The organism is Paragemmobacter straminiformis (genome assembly GCF_014243445.1).
GTDB lineage: Bacteria > Pseudomonadota > Alphaproteobacteria > Rhodobacterales > Rhodobacteraceae > Paragemmobacter > Paragemmobacter straminiformis.
On sequence record NZ_JACLQD010000003.1, the window covers coordinates 356,200 to 375,202 of the forward strand.

The 19,003-nt window shown below is 66.6% G+C and carries 17 protein-coding genes; 10 read left to right on the forward strand and 7 right to left on the reverse strand.

The genetic code is table 11. The annotated features are described in order from the left end of the window. Positions 1 to 23 precede the first annotated feature (23 nt). The 7 genes from H7F16_RS12175 to H7F16_RS12205 all read left to right on the forward strand — a co-directional run bounded on the left by H7F16_RS12175 (position 24) and on the right by H7F16_RS12205 (position 8,916). The gene (locus tag H7F16_RS12175) at positions 24 to 2,531 is read left to right on the forward strand and encodes a hybrid sensor histidine kinase/response regulator (RefSeq protein ID WP_185797870.1); all 2,508 of its coding nucleotides are present in this window, start codon (positions 24 to 26) and stop codon (positions 2,529 to 2,531) included. Between the two features lie 947 nt (positions 2,532 to 3,478). Continuing rightward, a complete protein-coding gene (gene rsfS, locus H7F16_RS12180; RefSeq protein WP_241741427.1) occupies positions 3,479 to 3,862 on the forward strand; it encodes a ribosome silencing factor in 384 nt (127 codons plus the stop codon). Continuing rightward, complete coding sequence (gene rlmH / locus H7F16_RS12185; protein WP_185797872.1) at positions 3,863 to 4,333, forward strand: 23S rRNA (pseudouridine(1915)-N(3))-methyltransferase RlmH; 471 nt, start codon at positions 3,863 to 3,865, stop codon at positions 4,331 to 4,333. A 130-nt stretch (positions 4,334 to 4,463) separates the two neighbouring features. Then, positions 4,464 to 5,981, forward strand: coding sequence for a 2,3-bisphosphoglycerate-independent phosphoglycerate mutase (gene gpmI, locus H7F16_RS12190; RefSeq protein WP_185797873.1), 1,518 nt, complete (start codon positions 4,464 to 4,466; stop codon positions 5,979 to 5,981). Continuing rightward, positions 5,978 to 7,087, forward strand: a complete 1,110-nt coding sequence (locus H7F16_RS12195) for a murein hydrolase activator EnvC family protein (protein WP_185797874.1) — start codon at positions 5,978 to 5,980, stop codon at positions 7,085 to 7,087. Before gpmI ends, H7F16_RS12195 begins: the two co-directional genes overlap by 4 nt. 6 nt (positions 7,088 to 7,093) lie before the next feature. Continuing rightward, entirely contained in the window at positions 7,094 to 8,440 is a 1,347-nt protein-coding gene (locus H7F16_RS12200) for a S41 family peptidase (RefSeq protein WP_185797875.1), read from the forward strand. After that, positions 8,440 to 8,916 (forward strand): RNA pyrophosphohydrolase, encoded by a 477-nt coding sequence (locus H7F16_RS12205; RefSeq protein WP_185797876.1) that lies wholly within the window; start codon positions 8,440 to 8,442, stop codon positions 8,914 to 8,916. The genes H7F16_RS12200 and H7F16_RS12205 overlap by 1 nt, the downstream gene beginning before the upstream one ends. Here H7F16_RS12205 and H7F16_RS12210 read toward each other — a convergent pair whose 3' ends face one another. From H7F16_RS12210 to H7F16_RS12220, 3 genes are all read right to left on the reverse strand, one after another. Then, positions 8,917 to 9,960, reverse strand: coding sequence for an LLM class flavin-dependent oxidoreductase (locus tag H7F16_RS12210; protein WP_185797877.1), 1,044 nt, complete (start codon positions 9,958 to 9,960; stop codon positions 8,917 to 8,919). Between the two features lie 56 nt (positions 9,961 to 10,016). Further along, complete coding sequence (locus H7F16_RS12215) at positions 10,017 to 10,784, reverse strand: NYN domain-containing protein (RefSeq protein ID WP_185797878.1); 768 nt, start codon at positions 10,782 to 10,784, stop codon at positions 10,017 to 10,019. Between the two features lie 223 nt (positions 10,785 to 11,007). After that, complete coding sequence (locus H7F16_RS12220; RefSeq protein ID WP_185797879.1) at positions 11,008 to 12,144, reverse strand: S-(hydroxymethyl)glutathione dehydrogenase/class III alcohol dehydrogenase; 1,137 nt, start codon at positions 12,142 to 12,144, stop codon at positions 11,008 to 11,010. Positions 12,145 to 12,277: 133 nt separating this feature from the next. Between H7F16_RS12220 and H7F16_RS12225 the strand changes: the two genes are divergently transcribed. Further along, entirely contained in the window at positions 12,278 to 12,556 is a 279-nt protein-coding gene (locus H7F16_RS12225; RefSeq protein WP_185797880.1) for an I78 family peptidase inhibitor, read from the forward strand. Between the two features lie 33 nt (positions 12,557 to 12,589). Here H7F16_RS12225 and H7F16_RS12230 read toward each other — a convergent pair whose 3' ends face one another. Further along, positions 12,590 to 13,024: a c-type cytochrome gene (locus H7F16_RS12230; protein WP_185797881.1), complete on the reverse strand. Its 435-nt coding sequence runs from the start codon at positions 13,022 to 13,024 to the stop codon at positions 12,590 to 12,592. A gap of 214 nt (positions 13,025 to 13,238) precedes the next feature. On the opposite strand from H7F16_RS12230, the gene H7F16_RS12235 reads away from it, so the two are divergent. Both H7F16_RS12235 and H7F16_RS12240 read left to right on the forward strand, forming a co-directional pair. Continuing rightward, positions 13,239 to 14,888, forward strand: a complete 1,650-nt coding sequence (locus H7F16_RS12235; protein WP_185797882.1) for a Y-family DNA polymerase — start codon at positions 13,239 to 13,241, stop codon at positions 14,886 to 14,888. 372 nt (positions 14,889 to 15,260) lie between these two features. Further along, positions 15,261 to 15,890 (forward strand): nucleoside/nucleotide kinase family protein, encoded by a 630-nt coding sequence (locus H7F16_RS12240; protein ID WP_185797883.1) that lies wholly within the window; start codon positions 15,261 to 15,263, stop codon positions 15,888 to 15,890. Positions 15,891 to 15,956: 66 nt separating this feature from the next. Here the strand turns inward: H7F16_RS12240 and sucD are convergent, their stop codons facing one another. The 3 genes from sucD to H7F16_RS12255 are packed head-to-tail and all read right to left on the reverse strand — an operon-like array spanning position 15,957 to position 18,996. Next, positions 15,957 to 16,856 (reverse strand): succinate--CoA ligase subunit alpha, encoded by a 900-nt coding sequence (gene sucD / locus H7F16_RS12245; protein WP_185797884.1) that lies wholly within the window; start codon positions 16,854 to 16,856, stop codon positions 15,957 to 15,959. Between the two features lie 11 nt (positions 16,857 to 16,867). Beyond that, on the reverse strand, positions 16,868 to 18,040 hold the full coding sequence (locus H7F16_RS12250; RefSeq protein ID WP_185797885.1) for a malate--CoA ligase subunit beta: 1,173 nt from the start codon (positions 18,038 to 18,040) through the stop codon (positions 16,868 to 16,870). Between the two features lie 17 nt (positions 18,041 to 18,057). Next, entirely contained in the window at positions 18,058 to 18,996 is a 939-nt protein-coding gene (locus H7F16_RS12255) for an HpcH/HpaI aldolase/citrate lyase family protein (RefSeq protein WP_185797886.1), read from the reverse strand. Between the last annotated feature and the right edge of the window lie 7 nt (positions 18,997 to 19,003).

Consider the following 19,003-nt stretch of genomic DNA (forward strand, 5'->3'; position numbering starts at 1 on the left):
CGAAGCGGCAGAAGGCGGCGGGTTTGGGCGATCTGGTGGACAGACTGGCACGGGAGCGGCGGGCAAGGCTTGCCGCCGAGCGGCTGCTTGAGTGGAAGGGGCGCGAGCTGTTCGCCGCCAACGAGAAGCTGGCGTTGCAGGCCCGGGCGCTTTCGGACCAGGTGGTCGAGGAGCGGCAATCGGCCGATGCCGCGCGTTCGGAAGCGGCGCGGCTGAAGGGGCAGAACGCGCGCTACATGGGCGATCTGGACCGCGCCCATACGGCGGCGGTGATGGCCGAGCGGCGGATGCGGGATGCCCTTGATGCCATGCGGGACGGCTTTGCGCTGTTCGATGCCGGCGGGCGGCTTGAGCTTGCCAATCCGGCGTGGTGCGCGGCTTTTGGCACGGATCTGCCTGTGGGAACGCCCTACGAGGCGCTGCTGGCGGCGCTGGTGCCGCTTTTGGCCGTGCCGGATGCGGCGGACTGGCCAAGGCGGATGCTGGCGCGGATCGAGGCCGACCCGATCCCGCCCGAGGTGCTGTCCTTTCGCAGCGGGCGGCATTTGCGGCTTGAGGACCGGCTGACGCGCGACGGCGACCGCGTGTCGCTGATGATCGACATCACCGACGAGATGCGCCTGCGGGCCGGGGTCGAGGCTTTGCCCGACGGTTTCGCGATTTTCGACAGGGAGGACAGGCTTTTGCTGTGCAACGAGCGTTATCGCGCGCTTTACCCCGCCGCCGCCGAGGCGATCACCACGGGGGCGAGCTATGCCGACATTCTGGACCATGCGTTGCGGGCGGGCCAGTTCGCCGATGTCGACGAGCCGGGGGCATGGATGCAGGCGCGGCTGGCTGCGCGCAACGAGGAGGTGGTGCTGTCGGGCGGGCAGCGCATCCGCGTGGCGCACCATCCCACGCCGGATGGCGGGCGGGTGGGGCTGCATGCCGATGTGACCGCCGAACACGAGGCGCGGGCGGCGCTGGATGCCGCGCGCGTGGCGGCAGAGGCGGCAAGCCGGACGAAATCGGCCTTTCTTGCCAATATGAGCCACGAGATACGCACGCCGATGAACGGGGTCGTCGGCATGGCCGAATTGCTGTGCGACACGGGGTTGAGCGAGGAGCAGAGGCTGTTTGCCGAGACGATCCGGTCATCGGGCGAGGCGCTGCTGGTCATCATCAACGACATTCTCGACTATTCGAAGATCGAGGCCGGGCGGCTGGTGCTGCACCCGGAGACCTTTGATCTGGAGCGGCTGATCCACGAGGTGGTGATGCTGCTGCAACCGAAAGCGCGGGCGCAGGGGATCGACCTTGTGGTCGATTTCGACGTTTTCCTGCCGACGCGTTTCGTGGGCGATCCGGGGCGGCTGCGGCAGATACTGACGAACCTTGTCGGCAATGCGGTGAAGTTCACCGCCGAGGGCCATGTGCTGGTGCGCGTGGTGGGGTTCGAGGCCGAAACGGGCGGGATGCAGTTGCATGTCACGGTCGAGGATACCGGAATAGGGATTCCGCCGGACCAGCTGGAACATATCTTCGGCGAGTTCTCGCAGGTCGAGGATGCGAGCAACCGGCGGTTCGAGGGGACGGGTCTGGGGCTGGCGATCACGCGGCGGCTGGTCGAGCATATGGCGGGGGCGATCTGGGTGGAAAGCCGCCCCGGCGAGGGTTCGTGCTTCGGGTTCCGGCTGGTGATGCCCGTGGCGGAAGAGGCGGTGGTGCCGCAGCTTCCGGCGAGCCTGCGGCGGGTTCTCGTGGTCGACGACAGTTTCATCAACCGCACCATTCTGGAACGGCAGCTTTCGCCCTGCGGGATTGCGACCGTGCTGGCGCGGTCGGGGGCCGAAGGGTTGGCGGCACTGGCCGAGGGAGAGTTCGATCTGGTGATCACCGATCACGAGATGCCGGATATGGACGGGGTCGGCCTTGCCCGCGCCCTGCGTGCGGCGGGGTGGTCGGGGCCGGTCATCCTCGCCTCGTCGGGGATGGCGGGGCTGGAGGGCGGGGAGCGCGCGCTGTTCGCGAGCGTGCTGCAAAAGCCGGTGCATCGGGCCGAGCTTTACCGGCATCTGGCGGGATACGGGCTTGACCTGCCGGAGGCGGCGGCCGAGGCGGAACCGCAAGAGGGGCGGAGGATGCGGGTGCTGGTGGCCGAGGACAACCGGACGAACCAGTTGGTCTTTGCAAAGATGGTCAAGGATTGCCCCGTCGATCTGCATTTCGCGCAGGACGGGCGCGAAGCGGTGGCGCTGTGGCAAAGCCTGAAGCCGGACCTGATCTTCATGGATATCTCGATGCCCGAGATGGACGGGCGCGAGGCGACGCGGGCCATTCGTGCGGCCGAGGGCGAGGGCGCGCGCGTGCCCATTCTGGCGCTGACGGCCCATGCGATGGAGGGGGATGGCGAGTCGATCCTTGCGGCGGGGCTGGACCGCCACCTGACCAAGCCCCTGCGCAAGCCGGTGATCCTTGGCGCCTTGGCCGAGTTCTGCCCGAAGGGGGCGCTGCCCGTGGTGGCCGAGGCGCAGGCAGACGCGGCCTGACACCACGCGCGGCCCGCGCCGGAGGCGGGTATATGTGGGGGCGCTGCGCCGGTGGCGGTGCGGTCGCGCGCCGGGCGGCGGGCTTGTGGCCGGCCCCGGAGAGGGCTGTCTGCCCTCTCCGGACCTCACCCGAGGATATTTGTGCGATTGTGAAGGAGCGAGTGGGCGGGTGGGCTGTGGGGGGCTACGTTGCTGTCTTTGGTGCGGGGCTGCGGTGGGGGTGGTGCTGTCGCGTGGTGCGATGTGGCGGGCTTGTGGCCGGCGCTGGAGAGGGCTGTCTGACCTATGCGTACCTTAACCGAGGGTATTTGTGCGATTGTGAAGGAGGGAGCTGGCGAGCGGGCTGTGGGGGGCCGCTTTGCTGTCTTTGGTGCGGGGCTGCGGTGGGGTGGGGCCGTCGCGTGGCGCGATGCGGTGGGCTTGTGGCTGGCGCTGGAGAGGGCTGTCTGACCTATGCGGACCTTAACCGAGGGTATTTGTGCGATTGTGAAGGAGCGAGTGGGCGGGTGGGCTTTGGGGGCGCGCGCTTTGCTGTCTTTGGTGCGGGGCTGCGGTGGGTGTGGTGTGGTGGAAAGGGGTGCGGATGGGGGCGTGGCGGTGGTGGGGGCGGGGTGCGGGGCTGTGGGAGGGCGAAGCGGGCCTTATGGCGGCGGGCCTTATGGTGGCGGGGTGGATGGGTCGGGGGGGGTGATAGGGCGGATGCGGCGGCTTGTTTTGTGGCGCGGGGCGGGTTTTGGCGGTTCTGCCTTGCCTTTTGCCCTGCATGGCGATATCGCGCCCGACTTCTGTCTGGCCCGTCTGCCTGCCGTTGAGAAATGGGAGGCGCGATGCTACCTTGGGCCAGACCCCCTGCGCCGGGGAAGGATCGGCGCGCAACCCTGGAGGACGATGTCCTGTCTCATTCTGACCCAACGACCGGTTTGCCGGTCGGGCCGCGGGCCGAGCGCATGAGCGCCGCCGTGGCAAGCGCCGAAGCCTACACCGCCGAACAGCTTTTGGCGCGCGTGCTGTCCTCGCTCGACGACGACAAGGCCGAGGAGGTCGTGCAGATCGATCTGCGCGGACGTTCGGACGTGGCCGATTACATGGTGATCTGCTCGGGCCGGTCGACGCGGCAGGTCGCGGCGATTTCGGAAAAGCTGGCGGACCGGCTGAAGCAGGAATTCCACCTGTCGGCCAAGATGGAAGGCAAGGAGACCGGCGATTGGGTGCTGATCGACGCGGGCGATGTGATCGTCCATGTCTTCCGCCCCGAAGTGCGGGATTTCTACCAGCTTGAAAAGATGTGGCTTCCGGGCGACGCCCATCGCAATCCGGCAGCAAGCGCGTAAATGCGCGTGCATCTGCTGGCCGTGGGGCGGCTGCGGTCGGGCCCCGAGCGGGTGCTGGTGGATGACTATGTGACGCGGTTCGACCGGACGGGGCGGCCGCTTGGCCTTGGCCCGCTGGTCGAGCATGAGGTCGAGGACAGGAAGGGCGGCGGGATGGAGGCCGAGGGCGAGCTTTTGGCCCGCGCCCTGCCCGCGGGAGCCGCTCTGGTCACGATGGACGAACGTGGCCGCGTGATGAGCTCTCCCGAATTCGCCGCGATGCTGGCCAGGTGGCGCGATGGCGGGCGGCAGGATGTCGCCTTTGTCATCGGCGGGGCGGACGGGATCGCGCCGGGCCTGCGCGCAAAGGCGGAGGCTTCGGTCAGCTTCGGGGCGATGGTCTGGCCGCATATGCTGGTGCGGGTCATGCTGGCCGAGCAGCTTTACCGCGCGGCGACGATTCTGGCCGGAAGCCCCTATCATCGGGCGTGACGGCAAATCCCTTCGGGAAGGGATTTGGCAAAAGTTTTCGAAAACTTTTGGCCGGGGTGCCACCGGCGTTGCCCGTGCGCGCTGCGGGCGGTATTGAGCGGGCGAAGCTTTCGCAGAAGGTGCCGATCCGATGACCCATCCCAAGCCTGTCGTTCTGTGCATCCTCGATGGCTGGGGGCTTTCGGAGACGAAGGCGGGGAATGCTCCGGCACAGGCAAATGTGCCGAATTTCAACCGGCTGATGGCGCAGTGCTCGCATGCGACGCTGGTGACGCACGGGCCGGATGTGGGCCTTCCCACGGGGCAGATGGGCAATTCGGAAGTGGGCCATACCAACATCGGCGCGGGGCGCGTGGTGGCGATGGACCTTGGCGCGATCGATCTGGCGGTTGAGGACGGGTCCTTTGCCAGAAACGAGGCCCTGCTGGCTTTCGTTGCGAAGCTCAAGGCCACGGGTGGCGCGGCGCATCTGATGGGCGTGATCTCGAACGGCGGGGTTCACGGGCATATCGTGCATGTGCTGGCGGCCTGCCGTGCCATCGTGGCGCATGGGGTGCCCGTTCGGGTGCATGCGGTGACCGACGGGCGGGATGTGGCGCCTTCGTCCGCTGCGGGGTTCATGGCCGAGTTGCAGGCCGGATTGCCCGAGGGTGCGCGGATCGCCACGGTGATCGGGCGGTATTGGGCGATGGACCGCGACAACCGCTGGGACCGCGTGGGCCGCGCCTTTGCCGCGATGGTGCGCGGCGAGGGCGAACATGCGGCCGATGCGGGGGCGGCGGTGGCGCAATCCTATGCCAAGGGCGAGACGGACGAGTTCATCGCGCCGACGGTGCTTGACGGCTATGCGGGCGCGCGGGATGGCGATGGCCTGTTCTGCCTGAACTTCCGTGCCGACCGCGCGCGGGAAATCCTTGCCGCCTTGGCGGACCCGTCTTTCAAGGAGTTCGAGACGGGCAAGCGGCCCGTCTGGGCGGCGGCTCTGGGGATGGTCGAGTATTCCGACACCCACAACGGCTATATGACCACGGCCTATCCGAAGCGGGCGATACCCAACACGCTGGGCGAGTGGGTGGCGATGGCGGGCAAGACGCAGTTCCGGCTGGCCGAGACCGAGAAATACCCGCATGTGACGTTCTTTCTGAACGGTGGCCGCGAGGTGCCGTTCGAGGGCGAGGCGCGGGCGATGCCGAAATCGCCCAAGGTGGCGACCTATGACCTGCAACCCGAGATGAGCGCGGGCGAGGTGGCCGACGAACTGGTCGGGGCCATCGAACATGGCTACGACCTGATCGTGGTGAATTTCGCCAACCCCGATATGGTGGGGCATACCGGTGATCTGGGGGCCGCGATCAAGGCTTGCGAGGCGGTGGACCGTGGGCTGGGCCGCGCGATGGCGGCTTTGGAGGCGCGGGGCGGGGCGATGGTGGTCTGTGCCGACCACGGCAATTGCGAGATGATGATCGACCCCGCGACGGGCGGGCCGCATACGGCGCATACGACGAACCCCGTGCCGGTGATCCTGTTCGGCGGGCCTGCGGGCGCGCGTTTGCGGGCGGGGCGTCTGGCCGACCTTGCGCCGACGGTGCTGGGGTTGATGGGGCTGCCCCTGCCGCCCGAGATGACCGGGCGCAGCCTGATCGCATGATCCGCAGGCTGGCCCTTTTCCTGATGCTGATGGCACAGCCTGCGTTCGCGCAGAGCGTGGCCGAGCAGGCGGGCGAGGCGGCGGCGGATTTGCAGCGGGCGGTTGCGGCGTTGCAAAAGGCCGAAGGGGCGAAGGACCGCGTCAAGGCGCTGACCCAGACGATCCGCGCCTATGAGGACGGGTTGGGGGTTCTGCGCGAGGCGCTGCGGCAGGCGTCGCTGCGCGAGACGGCGCTGAACTTGCAATTCGACGCGCAGCGCGACCGCATCTCGCAGCTGGTGGGCGTGCTGTCGCAGCTTGAATCAGAGCCGGGGCCGCTGTTGCTGCTGCACCCTTCGGGGCCGCTGGGAACGGTGCGGTCGGGGATGATGCTGGCCGATGTGACCCCCGCGATGCAGGCCGAGGCGATGCGGTTGAAGGGCGAGCTTGAGGAGTTGCGCGACCTGCGCGATTTGCAGCTTGCGGCGGGCGAGACGCTGGCGAACGGGTTGACGCAGGCGCAGGCGGCGCGGTCGGCGCTGTCGCAGGCGATTTCGGACCGGACGGAATTGCCCAAAGGCTTTGCCGAGGACCCTGCCGCGTTGCGCGGGTTGCTGGAAAGCGCGGATACGCTGGATGCCTTTGCCTCGGGCCTTGCGCCGGCCGAGGATGACGAGAACTATTTCATCACCGCGAAGGGGCGCTTGCCGCTGCCTGCCCTTGGAACGGTGCTGTTGCGGCCGAACGAGGCGGATGCGAATGGCGTCGCGCGTCCCGGACTGACGCTGGCGACGCGGCCGCGGGCGCTTGTCACGGCGCCCTGGCCTTCGACGATCCGCTATCGGGGGCCGTTGCTCGACTACGGAAATGTGATCATCCTCGAACCCGGCGGGGGCTATCTGTTGGTGATTGCGGGGATGGAGACGGTGTATGGAGAAGTGGGCGAGGTGGTCGACGCCGGAGCGCCGCTTGGTCTGATGGGCGGGGCGGATCCCGAATTGGCCGATCTGCTTTCGGTTTCGCAAGAAGGTGGTGGCGCAGCCGAGACGGAAACGCTTTATATGGAAGTGCGGCAGGGGGCCGAACCGGTGGACCCGTCAGAGTGGTTTGCCGAAGCAAGGGATTGAAGGCGTATGAAGAAGTTCGTGATGGCCGCTCTTGGCGGCACCGTGGCAGGGGCGCTTTTGACCACGCAGGTCGCGGGGCCCCTGATCGCGCAGGAAGCCAGCAAGTCGACCACGGTCTATGAACAGCTTGATCTGTTCGGGGACATCTTTGAACGCATCCGCGCCCAATATGTCGAGGAAGTGGACAGCGAGAAGCTGATTCAGGCCGCGATCAACGGGATGCTGACCTCGCTTGACCCGCATTCGAGCTATATGGCGCCGGACGATTTCGCCGATATGCAGGTGCAGACGCGCGGCGAGTTCGGGGGCCTTGGCATCGAGGTCACGCAGGAAGAGGGTTACATCAAGGTCGTCTCGCCGATGGATGGCACGCCTGCCGACAAGGCGGGGCTGAAGGCGGGCGATTTCATCACGGCGGTCAATGGCGACAGCACGATGGGGCTGAACCTTGACGAGGCGGTGGACATGATGCGCGGGCCTGTCGGGTCCGAGATCATCCTGACCATCGTGCGCGAGGGCACGCAGGACCCGTTCGACGTGTCGCTGATCCGCGATACGATCAAGGTCACGGCGGTCAAGGGCCGTGTGGTCGGCAAGACGGTGGTGTTGCGGATTTCGACCTTCAACGACCAGACGACCCCCGGGCTTCAGGCCGAGTTGAAGAAGGGCGTGGAAGAGCTGGGCGGCATGGACAATGTCGAAGGCTTCGTGATCGACCTGCGCAACAACCCCGGCGGATTGCTGACCGAGGCGATCAACGTGTCGGATTCGTTCCTTGAAAAGGGCGAGATCGTCTCGACCCGGGGGCGCAACCCCAAGGACGGCGAGCGGTTCAACGCAACGCCGGGTGATCTGGCCGGGGGCAAGCCTGTGGTCGTGCTGATCAACGGCGGGTCGGCCTCGGCGTCCGAGATCGTGACGGGGGCCTTGCAGGACCATCACCGCGCGATTGTCGTGGGGACCAAGAGCTTTGGCAAAGGATCGGTCCAGACGGTCGTGCCGCTGCGCGGGCAGGGCGCGATGCGCCTGACCACGGCGCGGTATTACACGCCTTCGGGCCGGTCGATCCAGGCGCTGGGGGTGATGCCCGATATCGTGGTGAACCAGCCCAAGCCCGCCGATCCGGCCGCCGCGCCGACCGAGGAGCAGAACGCGCAGGGAGGCCGGACGGAAGCGGACCTGAAGGGCATTCTGTCCAACGACTCGATGACGGATGACGAGAAGAAGCAGCTCGAGGAAGAGCGCGCCAAGGTCGAGGAAGCCGCAAAGCTGCGGGACGAGGACTACCAGCTTGCCTATGCGGTGGACATCATCCACGGGCTTTCGACGGTCAACCTGTCGCAGCAGCCCTGATGACGGCGACGGACCTGCCCTATCGCCCCTGCGTGGGCATTGTGCTGATCAACGCGGCCGGCGAGATTTTCGCCGGCCAGCGGCTCGATTCCACCGCCGATGCGTGGCAGATGCCGCAGGGCGGGATCGATGCGGGCGAGAAGCCGCGCGAAGCGGCCTTGCGCGAGTTGTGGGAAGAGACGGGGGTGACCGCCGATCTGGTCGAATTTGTCGCCAAGACCGAAGATTGGGTCACCTATGACCTGCCGCCCGAGCTGCTGGGCAAGGTCTGGGGCGGCAAATACCGCGGGCAGCGGCAGAAATGGTTTCTGTTCCGGTTCAAGGGCCGCGACGACCAGGTGCGGATCGACAGCGAACACCCCGAGTTCAGCCGTTGGCGCTGGATCGGTGCCGACGAGATGGTCGCCGCGATCGTGCCGTTCAAGCGCGATGTCTATGCGCAGGTGGTGGCGGCCTTTCGGCCCCACCTTGCCTAGTTACTGCGCGGCCATCGTCGCATCGGCCAAGAGTTCGCGCACCATCGGGATGACCTTTTCGCCGTAGAGGCGCACGCCCTCGATCAGGGTGGCGTGCGGCATGGGGCCGGTGGCGTATTTCATGTCGAAACGGGTGACGCCAAGGGCGGTCATCGTGGATGCGATCTTGCGCGCCACGGTTTCGGGCGAGCCTACGTAAAGCGAGCCGTCGGTGATTTCGCCCATGAAACGGTCGGGGGTGACGGGCGGCCAGCCACGTTCGGAGCCGATACGGTCGAACATCGCCTTGTAATGCGGCCAAAGCTGTTCGGCGGCCAGTTCGTCGGTGGCGGCGATATGGCCGGGAGAGTGGACGCCGATGGGCTTTGCCTTGCGGCCAAGCTGGGCGCAGGCGCGGTGATACAGTTCGACATAGGGTTTGAAGCGGCGCGGGTCGCCGCCGATGATGGCGAGCATCATCTGAAGGTCTTGCCGCACGACGCGCACCACGGATTCGGGGCTGCCGCCGACGCCGACCCAGACCTGCATTCCGGCGCCCAGAGTGGGGAAAACCTGCTGCGCGTTCAGTGCTGCGCGGGTCTGGCCCGACCATGTGACGCTTTGGTCGCGGATGAGGCGGGCGAAGAGATCGAGTTTCTCTTCGAACAGAAGTTCGTAATCGTCGAGTTCATAGCCGAAGAGGGGGAAGCTTTCGGTGAAGGAGCCGCGCCCGAGGATCACCTCGGCCCGGCCGTTCGAGATGGCGTTGAGGGTGGAAAACCGCTGGAAAACGCGGACCGGATCATCGGAGGAAAGCACGGTGACGGCCGAGCCGAGGCGGATGCGGCTGGTGCGCGCGGCGATGGCGGCAAGCACGATCTCGGGGGCGGAAACGGCGAAATCGGTGCGGTGATGTTCGCCCACGCCAAGGAAATGCACGCCGACCTGATCGGCCAGAACGCCCTGTTCGACGACATCGCGCAGCACGGCATCATGGGGTTTGAGCTTGCCGTCGGGACCGAGAGAGGTGTCGCCGAAGGTATCTAGACCAAGTTCGATCTGCATTTTGAGGCTCCGTAATTATCTTTACGATAACGTCTTTTGCGGGAAAAGGACAGGGCTCAGGCGACGTCGCGCATCTGGAGCTGGCTGCCTGCGCCCGATTTCACCTCGAACCGGCTGATCTTGCGGACGAGGTCGGAGAGCTTGGCGCTGCCATAGGTGCGGGTGTCGAAATCGGGGTTGGCCTGCGTGATGTATTGGCCGACCTGACCCAGCGAATACCATTCGCCGTCGGGGTCGATGGCGCGCATGGCCGAAATGATGAGCGGGATCGCCTTGGCCGGGGGTTCCTTGCCGCCCGGTTTGGGGTCGTCGCTGTCCTTGCGGGCGGTGGCGGCGGCGCTGCGGGGGACCGGATCGGCGGCGGGGGTGTCGGCCTCGTCTGAGGAGCCGAGGTTCTCGACGTAGATGAAGCGTTTGCAGGCCATGCGGAAGGCTTCGGGGGTTTTCTTTTCCCCGATGCCGAAAACGTCGAGCCCCTGTTCGCGGATGCGCGCGGCGAGGCGGGTGAAATCGCTGTCGGAGGAGACGAGGACGAAACCGTCGAAAAGGCCCGAGTGGAGGAAATCCATCGCGGCGATGACAAGGCCGATGTCAGAGGCGTTCTTGCCCTTGGTGTTCGAGAATTGCTGGTCTGCGACAAGGCCGAGGGCCGCGACCTTTTTCGCCCAGCCGCCGAGGCGCTGCGCGGACCAGTCGCCGTAGATGCGGCGGACCGAGGCTTCGCCCAGACTGGCGATTTCCTCGAAGATCGCTTCGGCATAGCCCGAGGGGACGTTGTCGGCGTCGATCAGGACGGCAAGGCGGGGCGCGCGGGCTTGGGGCATCGGGTTTCCTTACCGTTGTTTGTGCATGTTTGACCCAAAGCCAGGGCGGGGGAAAGCCCGGTTTGGCCGGTGTGATCGGCCGGTGTGATCGGGCGGGGTGATCGGGCGGCTGGCGATGCGCCCGGGGCCGCGGTTGCCGTGAGTATTTGGGCAAGGATGAAAAGGGCAGGTCGGGCCTGCCCTTTGCCGTTGTGCCGTTTGCGCGGGGCGCGGGCCCCTGCGGTCAGTAGACCACGACCGAGCGGATCGATTCGCCCTTGTGCATCAGATCGAAGCCTTCGTTGATGCGTTCGAGGGGCAGGATGTGGGTGATCATCGGGTCGATCTCGATCTTGCCGTCCATATACCAGTCGACGATCTTGGGAACGTCGGTCCGGCCGCGTGCGCCGCCGAAGGCGGTGCCTTTCCAGATGCGGCCCGTGACCAGCTGGAAGGGGCGGGTTTCGATGGTGGCCCCTGCGGGGGCGACGCCGATGATGATCGACTGGCCCCAGCCGCGGTGGGTGCATTCGAGCGCGTCGCGCATCACCTTGACGTTGCCGGTGCAGTCGAAGGAGTAGTCGGCCCCGCCGATCTTGTCGAAGGGGGTCTTGGTCATGTCGACGATGGTCTGCACGACCGACTGGCCTTCGGGCAGTTTTTTCGGGTTGACGAAATGGGTCATGCCGAAGCGTTCGCCCCATTGCTTTTTGTCGTCGTTGATGTCGACGCCGATGATCATGTCGGCCCCGGCCATCTTGAGGCCCTGAATGACGTTGAGGCCGATGCCGCCCAGACCGAAGACGACTGCCTTCGCGCCGATTTCCACCTTGGCCGTGTTCAGCACCGCGCCGATGCCGGTGGTGACGCCGCAGCCGATGTAGCAGATCTTGTCGAAGGGGGCGTCATCGCGGACCTTGGCCAGTGCGATTTCCGGCACGACCGTGTGGTTGGCGAAGGTGGAGCAGCCCATGTAGTGGTGGATCGGCGTGCCGTCGAGCATCGAGAAGCGCGAGGTGCCGTCGGGCATGAGGCCCTGACCTTGCGTCGCGCGGATGGCGGTGCAGAGGTTGGTTTTCTGGCTTAGGCAGGACGGGCATTCGCGGCATTCGGGGGTGTAGAGCGGGATCACGTGATCGCCCGGTTTCAGGGTTTTCACGCCCGGACCGCAGGCGATGACGACGCCCGCGCCCTCGTGCCCCAGAATGGCGGGGAACAGCCCTTCGGGATCGGCGCCCGACAGGGTGAATTCGTCGGTGTGGCAGATGCCGGTGGCCTTGATTTCGACCAGAACTTCGCCTTCCTTGGGATCGGCGAGGTTCACTTCCATGACCTGAAGCGGTTTGCCCGGGGCAAGGGCGACGGCGGCGCGTGTACGCATGGGTTCCTCCCTGAATCTTTCGGATGGTAGGTTGCCGAAACAGCGCAGGATTGCAACGCGGGAAACGGCATAAACAGGTCACGGAACGAAGCGGGCCTTCGGGCGTTTCGGGCAGACAACGGGAGGATGAGCGATGAAGATGGTTTTCTTGGCGGGCGCGATGATGGCGACGCTTGCGGCCTGCGAGCCGATGGGGGTGCCGGTGGTGGACCAGCCGAACCCGAACCAGTGCGGGGCCTATGATCTGCAATATCTGGTGGGATCGCCCGATACGGTGTTGCAGACCATGCGGTTCAATAAACCCGTGCGGATCATAAAGCCGGGGATGGCGGTGACGATGGATTACAACCCCGACCGGATCAATTTCGATCTGGACCGCTACAATATGATCAGCCGCGTCACCTGCGGATGAGGTGCGCCCCCGCGTGATGCGGGGGCGTCGGTCTTACATGCGGTAGGTGGTGTGGCAATCCTTGCAGGCACCACCGACGGCACCCATGCCGGCCTGAACCGCTTCGAGCGAGGTCGCGTCGAGCGCGGTCGCGGCGGCTTCGAGAGCGCCGGCCTTTTTGGTGAAATCATCCCAGTTCGCCCAGATTTCCGGCTTGGCTTCGTCGGCCGGATCGGCGCCGCCCTGCGTTTCGAAGGTGGCGGGGATCTTGGCTGCGGCTTCGACGAGGGCGGCTTTGGCCGCTTCGGCGGCGGCGGCGTCGAAGGCGGTTTTGCCGCCGGCCATGTCGCCGAGGGCCTTGGTGTTCTTGCCGATGGTTTCCATCAGCTCTTCGCGGGCGATCGCGTTCGGGTCGGTGCGTTCGGCGGCGTAAAGCATGGTGGCGGCCAGCGCGAAGCCGGTGACGAGGGCTGCTTTGGTGAGTTTCATTCTTGCCTGTTCTCCCTGATGACAAACTCCCCCAAGGGGCGGGGGCACGGGTTCGACTATAGGCAGGGGTTGCCCACACGGAAGTGACGTTGTCACGCCATTCGGGCCGGTCACGCGATTGTCAGGAGGGCGGCGGGGGAGTGGATGGGGGAGTGGACGCGGGAGTGGACGGGGCGGAAGGATTGGCATAAATTCGGAACATAACGGGAACATTATGGCCGAACGTCGACTCCTTTCGATCTGGTTCCCCCGCATGGGGGTAGAGCAGGCGCTGCGGCGGCGGCCCGTGGCCTTGCCCGAGCCTTTCGCCGTGGTGGCCGACCGGAACGGGGCGCAGGTGCTGCATTCGCTGAACCCCGAGGCCGAGGCGGCGGGCCTGTCGCAGGGCCAGTCGTTGCGCGATGCGCGGGCGATCTGCCCCGCCCTTGTCACGGTGGCGGCCGACGAGCGGGCCGAGGCGATGTTCCTGACGGCGCTGCGGCGCTGGGCGGGGAAATTCTCGCCCTGGATCGCGGAAGAGCCGCCTGCGGGGCTGGCCCTTGACGTGACGGGATGCGCGCATCTGTTCGGCGGGGAAGAGGGGCTCGTTGCGCAGGTGGAGGCGGATTGCGAGGCGATGGGCCTGACCGTGCGGGCGGGGTTGGCCGATACGGTGGGGGCGGCATGGGCCTTGGCGCGCTATGCGGGGCGTGTTGCGGGGCCGGTGCGCAACGGCGATGCGATTGCGCAAGAGGCACATGCAACGCGGTCGAAGGCCGCCAAGCGGCGCGGCTGGGAGCGGGGCGGGGCCGCGCCCGCGCCGGATGGCGACGAGGCGCCGCGCGGGGTGATCGCGCCCAAGGGCAAGATGCGGCAGGCGCTGGCGGGGTTGCCGCTGGCGGCGCTGCGGCTGGATGCGGCGGCGGTGGAGGGTTTGGCGCGGCTGGGGTTGCGGCGGGTCGAGGATATCGCGGTGCTGCCGCGTGCCGCCCTTGCGCGGCGCTTCGGGGCGGGGGTGTTGCGGCGGCTGGATCAGGCGCTGGGGTTGGAGGCCGAGCCGGTCACGCCCTCGGCCTCGCCGCTGCATTTCGCGGTGCGGCTGAATTTTCCCGATCCGATCGGGCTTCTGGCGGATGTCGAGGCGGGTGTCGACCGGCTGTTGCCCGCGCTGTGTGTCAAGCTGACCGCGCGGTCACGCGGCGCGCGGCGGGTGCGGTTGCAGGCCTTTCGCACCGATGGCGAGGTGCGGGCGGTCGAGGTGGGGTTGGCGCGGGCCTCGGACAGGGTGGAAAGCATCCGTCCGCTGCTGGCGCTGAAGCTCGACCAGATCGAGGCGGGGTTCGGGATCGACATGCTGCGGCTTGAGGCGGTGCTGACCGAACCGCTTTCCGCCACGCAATACCGCGCGCGGATGGGCGAGGATGCCGCCCCCGTGCCGCAGGATACGGGGATGGATGCGCTGGTCGGAAAGCTGGGTGCAAGGCTGGGGGCCGAGGCGGTGACGCGGTTGCATCCGGCGGAAAGCCATGCGCCGGAGCGCGGCTATCTGGTGATGGCGGCGGCGTGGTCGCGGGCCTATGGCGCGGCTTGGCCGGAGCGGGGCGTTCCGCGCCCGCTGGTGCTGCTGGGGCCGGAACCGATTGGCGCGCCCGACGACCCTGCGCCGCCGTTGCGGTTCCGCTGGCGCAGGCGCGATCTGGCGGTGCGCGTGGCGGTGGGGCCAGAGCGGATCGCGCCGGAATGGTGGCTGGACCGGCCCGAGTGGCGGTCGGGCCCGCGCGATTACTGGCGGGTGGAGACCGAAGAGGGGCAGCGGCTGTGGCTGTTCTACGCCCACGGCGGCGAGGTTTCGGGCGGCTGGTTCTGCCACGGACTCTTTCCCTGACCGGCCTGTTCCCGGAGGAACAGCCGCGAATCGGCATTGGTGAGAATGGTTAACCCGCGGCCCTATCCCGGGTCGTATCAGGGAGGAGGCTGACATGTTCAGCAGTGCCGTTATTTCGATGATCATTCGCATTTTTGAAAGACCTGATTCCCCCGAAGGCGCGCGCGCGCGTCGCTAGGGAAACGCTTCGGTCCGGTTCGTTCTCGACCGGTCCGAAAGGGCTGATCGGCCGACCGCCCGTCCGTTGGCTTGTCCCCTCAGCAGCGGGTTCAACGGGTTCAAGGTCGGTCAGCCCATCGTATTCTGCGGCGTGGCGAAGGGTTTGCGCTTCGGCTAGGCTGGGCGCGGAAGCGTCGGTCGCAGGGGGTCGGGTTGGACTATATCGATGTGGCGGGGCTGGCCGATCTGCTGGCCGCCAAGGCGGGGCAGGGCCGTGTCGTCGCGGCCATCGCGGGGCCGCCGGGGTCGGGCAAATCGACCGTGGCCGAGCGGATCGCCGATGCGCTGAACGCGCGGGCGGCGGGCATGGCGGCGGTGCTGCCGATGGACGGCTATCATTACGACGATTTGCATCTGGTGCCTGCGGGACTGCGGCCAAGGAAGGGCGCGCCCGACACATTCGACGTGGGCGGGCTTTACCATACGCTCGGGCGGATCAGGGCGCGGGACGAGGATTTCGTCGCCGTGCCGGTGTTCGACCGCGATATCGAGATCGCGCGGGCCGGGGCGCGGATGATCGCGGCGGATATTCCGGTGATCGTGGTCGAGGGGAATTACCTGCTGCTGGGGCAAGACCCGTGGTCGCGGTTGCGGCCGATGTTCGATGTGGCCGTGCTGGTCGAGGTGCCCGAGGCCGTGCTGCGCGAACGGCTGCGGGCGCGCTGGCTGCATTACAAGCTGACGCCCGAGGAGATCGACTGGAAGCTGGACGGCAATGACCTGCCGAACGGGCGGATGGTCATGGCGCAAAGCACGGGCGAGGATTTCCGGCTGAAGAACTAGAAAAACGGGCGGCAAAAGAACGGGCGGCCATTGGGGCCGCCCGACAGGTCAGGGTCGGAAAACGGTTCAGGCGGCGGCGCGGCGCGTTGCCAGAACGGCGGCGATGGTGTCGCCCATCGACGACGGGTTCGGCGCGATGGTGATGCCTGCGGCCGAGAGGATTTCGACCTTTTCCTGCGCGCTTTCGCCGAAGGCCGAGATGATCGCGCCGGCATGGCCCATCTTGCGGCCCTTGGGGGCGGACAGGCCGGCGATATAGGCCACGACGGGTTTCTTCATGTGGTCGCGGGCGTAGAGTGCGGCTTCGGCTTCCTGCGGGCCGCCGATTTCGCCGATCATCATCACGGCATCGGTTTCGGGATCGGCCTCGAAGAGTTCGAGGATGTCGCGGAAGGAGGAGCCGTTGATCGGGTCGCCGCCGATGCCGACCGAGGTGGAAACGCCGATGCCGAGGGCTTTCATCTGGCTTGCGGCCTCATATCCCAAGGTGCCGGAGCGGCCCACGATGCCCACGCGGCCGGGCATGTAGATATGGGGCGGCATGATGCCCATGAAGCCCTTGCCGGGCGAGATGATGCCCGCGCAGTTCGGGCCGATCAGGCGCATCTTGCGGTCGGACGGGTAGCGTTTGAGGAAGCGTTTGACCTTCATCATGTCTTGCGAGGGGATGCCGTCGGTGACGCAGACGGCGGTCTTGATGCCGGCGTCGGCGGCTTCCATGATGGCGTCGGCGGCAAAGGGCGGGGGCACGAAGACGAGCGAGGCTTCGGCGCCCGTGGCTTCGACGGCCTCGCGGACGGTGTTGAACAGCGGCCGGCCCAGCAGGGTTTCGCCGCCGCGTCCGGGGGTGACGCCGCCCACGACATTGGTGCCGTGCTTGATCATGTCGCCCGCGTGGAACTGGCCGATGCGGCCGGACATACCCTGAACGATCACAGGCGTCTTTTCGGTGATGAGGATTGCCATGACGGTCCCTTTCAGGCTGCGGTTTTCATACGGGTCGCGACGGCCTTTTCGGCGGCCTCGGCCAGAGTGTCGGCGGTGATGAGCGGCAGGCCGGACGAGGCGAGGATGCGCTTGCCTTCCTCGACATTCGTGCCTGCGAGGCGGACGACGACGGGGATGGTCATGCCCACTTCGCGGTAGGCTTGCACGACGCCTTCGGCCACCCAGTCGCAGCGGTTGATGCCTGCGAAGATGTTCACGAGGATCACGCTGACGTTTTTGTCGGCCAGCACCGTGCGGAAAGCCCGCACCACCCGCTCGGGGCTGGCCCCTCCGCCAATATCGAGGAAGTTGGCGGGTTCTCCTCCGGCGAGCTTGATCATGTCCATCGTGGCCATCGCCAAGCCGGCGCCGTTGATGATGCAGCCGATGTCGCCATCGAGGCCGACATAGGCAAGCCCGTAGTCGCCCGCCGCGGATTCGCGGGGGTCTTCCTGGCTGCGGTCGCGCAGTTCGGCGATTTGCGGGCGGCGGAAAAGCGCGTTGGTGTCGAAGGACATTTTCGCGTCAAGCGCCACGAGGTCGCCGTTGCCGGTGATGACCAGCGGGTTGATTTCGACCATCACCGCGTCAAGGTCGCGGTAGGCGCGGTAGCAGGCTTTCAGGATGGTGACCATCTGCGCGATCTGCCCGCCCTTGAGGCCGAGGTGGAAGGCCAGTTCGCGGGCCTGAAACTCTGACAGGCCCACGGCGGGGTCGATCGTCATGCGTTGCAGGCTGTCGGGATCGGTTTCGGCGAGGTCTTCGATCTCCATCCCGCCATGCGCCGAGGCGACGATCATGATACGTTCGGATTTGCGATCGAGCACGAAGCCCAGATACATCTCTTGCGCGATGTCGGATGCCCCTTCGACCCAGAGGCGGTAGACGCCCTTGCCGTTGGCATCGGTCTGCTTGGTGACAAGCTGTTTGCCGAAAAGCGTGGCGGCGAAGGATTGCACCTCGGCCTCGGAGCGGCAGAGTTTGACGCCGCCTGCCGCCCCACGGCCGCCCGAATGGATCTGTGCCTTGACGACCCAGGCCGAACCGCCCAGTTCGCGGGCGCGGTAGCCCGCCTGTTCGGGGCTGTAGGCCAGCCCGCCGCGCGGGACGGGAACGCCGAAGCGGGCGAGGATTTCCTTGGCCTGATATTCGTGAATGTCCATTCGGAAACTCCGTTCTGTCAGCGGTTGGAGATGGCGTCGGCAATGACCAGCACGTTGCGGGCCATCTTTTCCGAGGCGGCGTCGATCATCTTGCCGTCGAGGCTGGCGGCACCCTTGCCCTGGGCCTCGGCGATTTTCAGCTCTTCGATGATGCGCTTGGCCTTGGTCACTTCGGCATCGGTGGGGCTGAAAACCTCGTTCGCCATTTCGACCTGCGAGGGGTGGATGGCCCATTTGCCCTCGCAGCCCAAGGCGGCGGCGCGGCGGGCGCCGTCCTTGTAGCCTTCGGGGTCGGAGAAATCACCGAAGGGGCCGTCGATGGCGCGCAGGCCATAGGCGCGGCAGGCGATGACCATGCGGGAAATGGCGGCGTGCCACTGGTCGCCGGGGTAATGCGGGTTCAGGCCGCCGATGTTGGTGGTGCGGGCGCGCATCGAGGCGGCGTAATCGGCCACGCCGAAGTGCATCGCCTCGAGCCGGCCGCCGAACTGGGCGATGGATTCCACGTTGGCCATGCCGAGCGCGGTTTCGATGAGGGCTTCGAGGCCGACGCGGGTGGTGTAGCCCTTGGCCTGCTCGATCTGGTTGACCATCGCCTCGACCATGTAAAGGTCGTCGCGCACGCCGACCTTGGGGACGAGCAGGGTATGCACCTTGCTGCCCGCCTGCTCCATCACGTCGACCACGTCGCGGTACATGTAATGCGTATCAAGGCCGTTGATGCGGACCGACACGGTCTTGCCCTTGGCGGCCCAGTCGATGTCGTTCAGGGCCTGGATGCAGTTCTTGCGGGCCTGTTCCTTTTCCGGCGGGGCGACGGCATCCTCGAGGTCGAGAAAGACGTAATCGGCGGGGCCTGCGGCGGCCTTGTCGATCATCGCGGGGTTGGACGACGGGACAGCGAGTTCCGAGCGCTGCAGGCGTTGACGCCGCAGCGGGTACAAAGTGTGGGACATGGTTTTC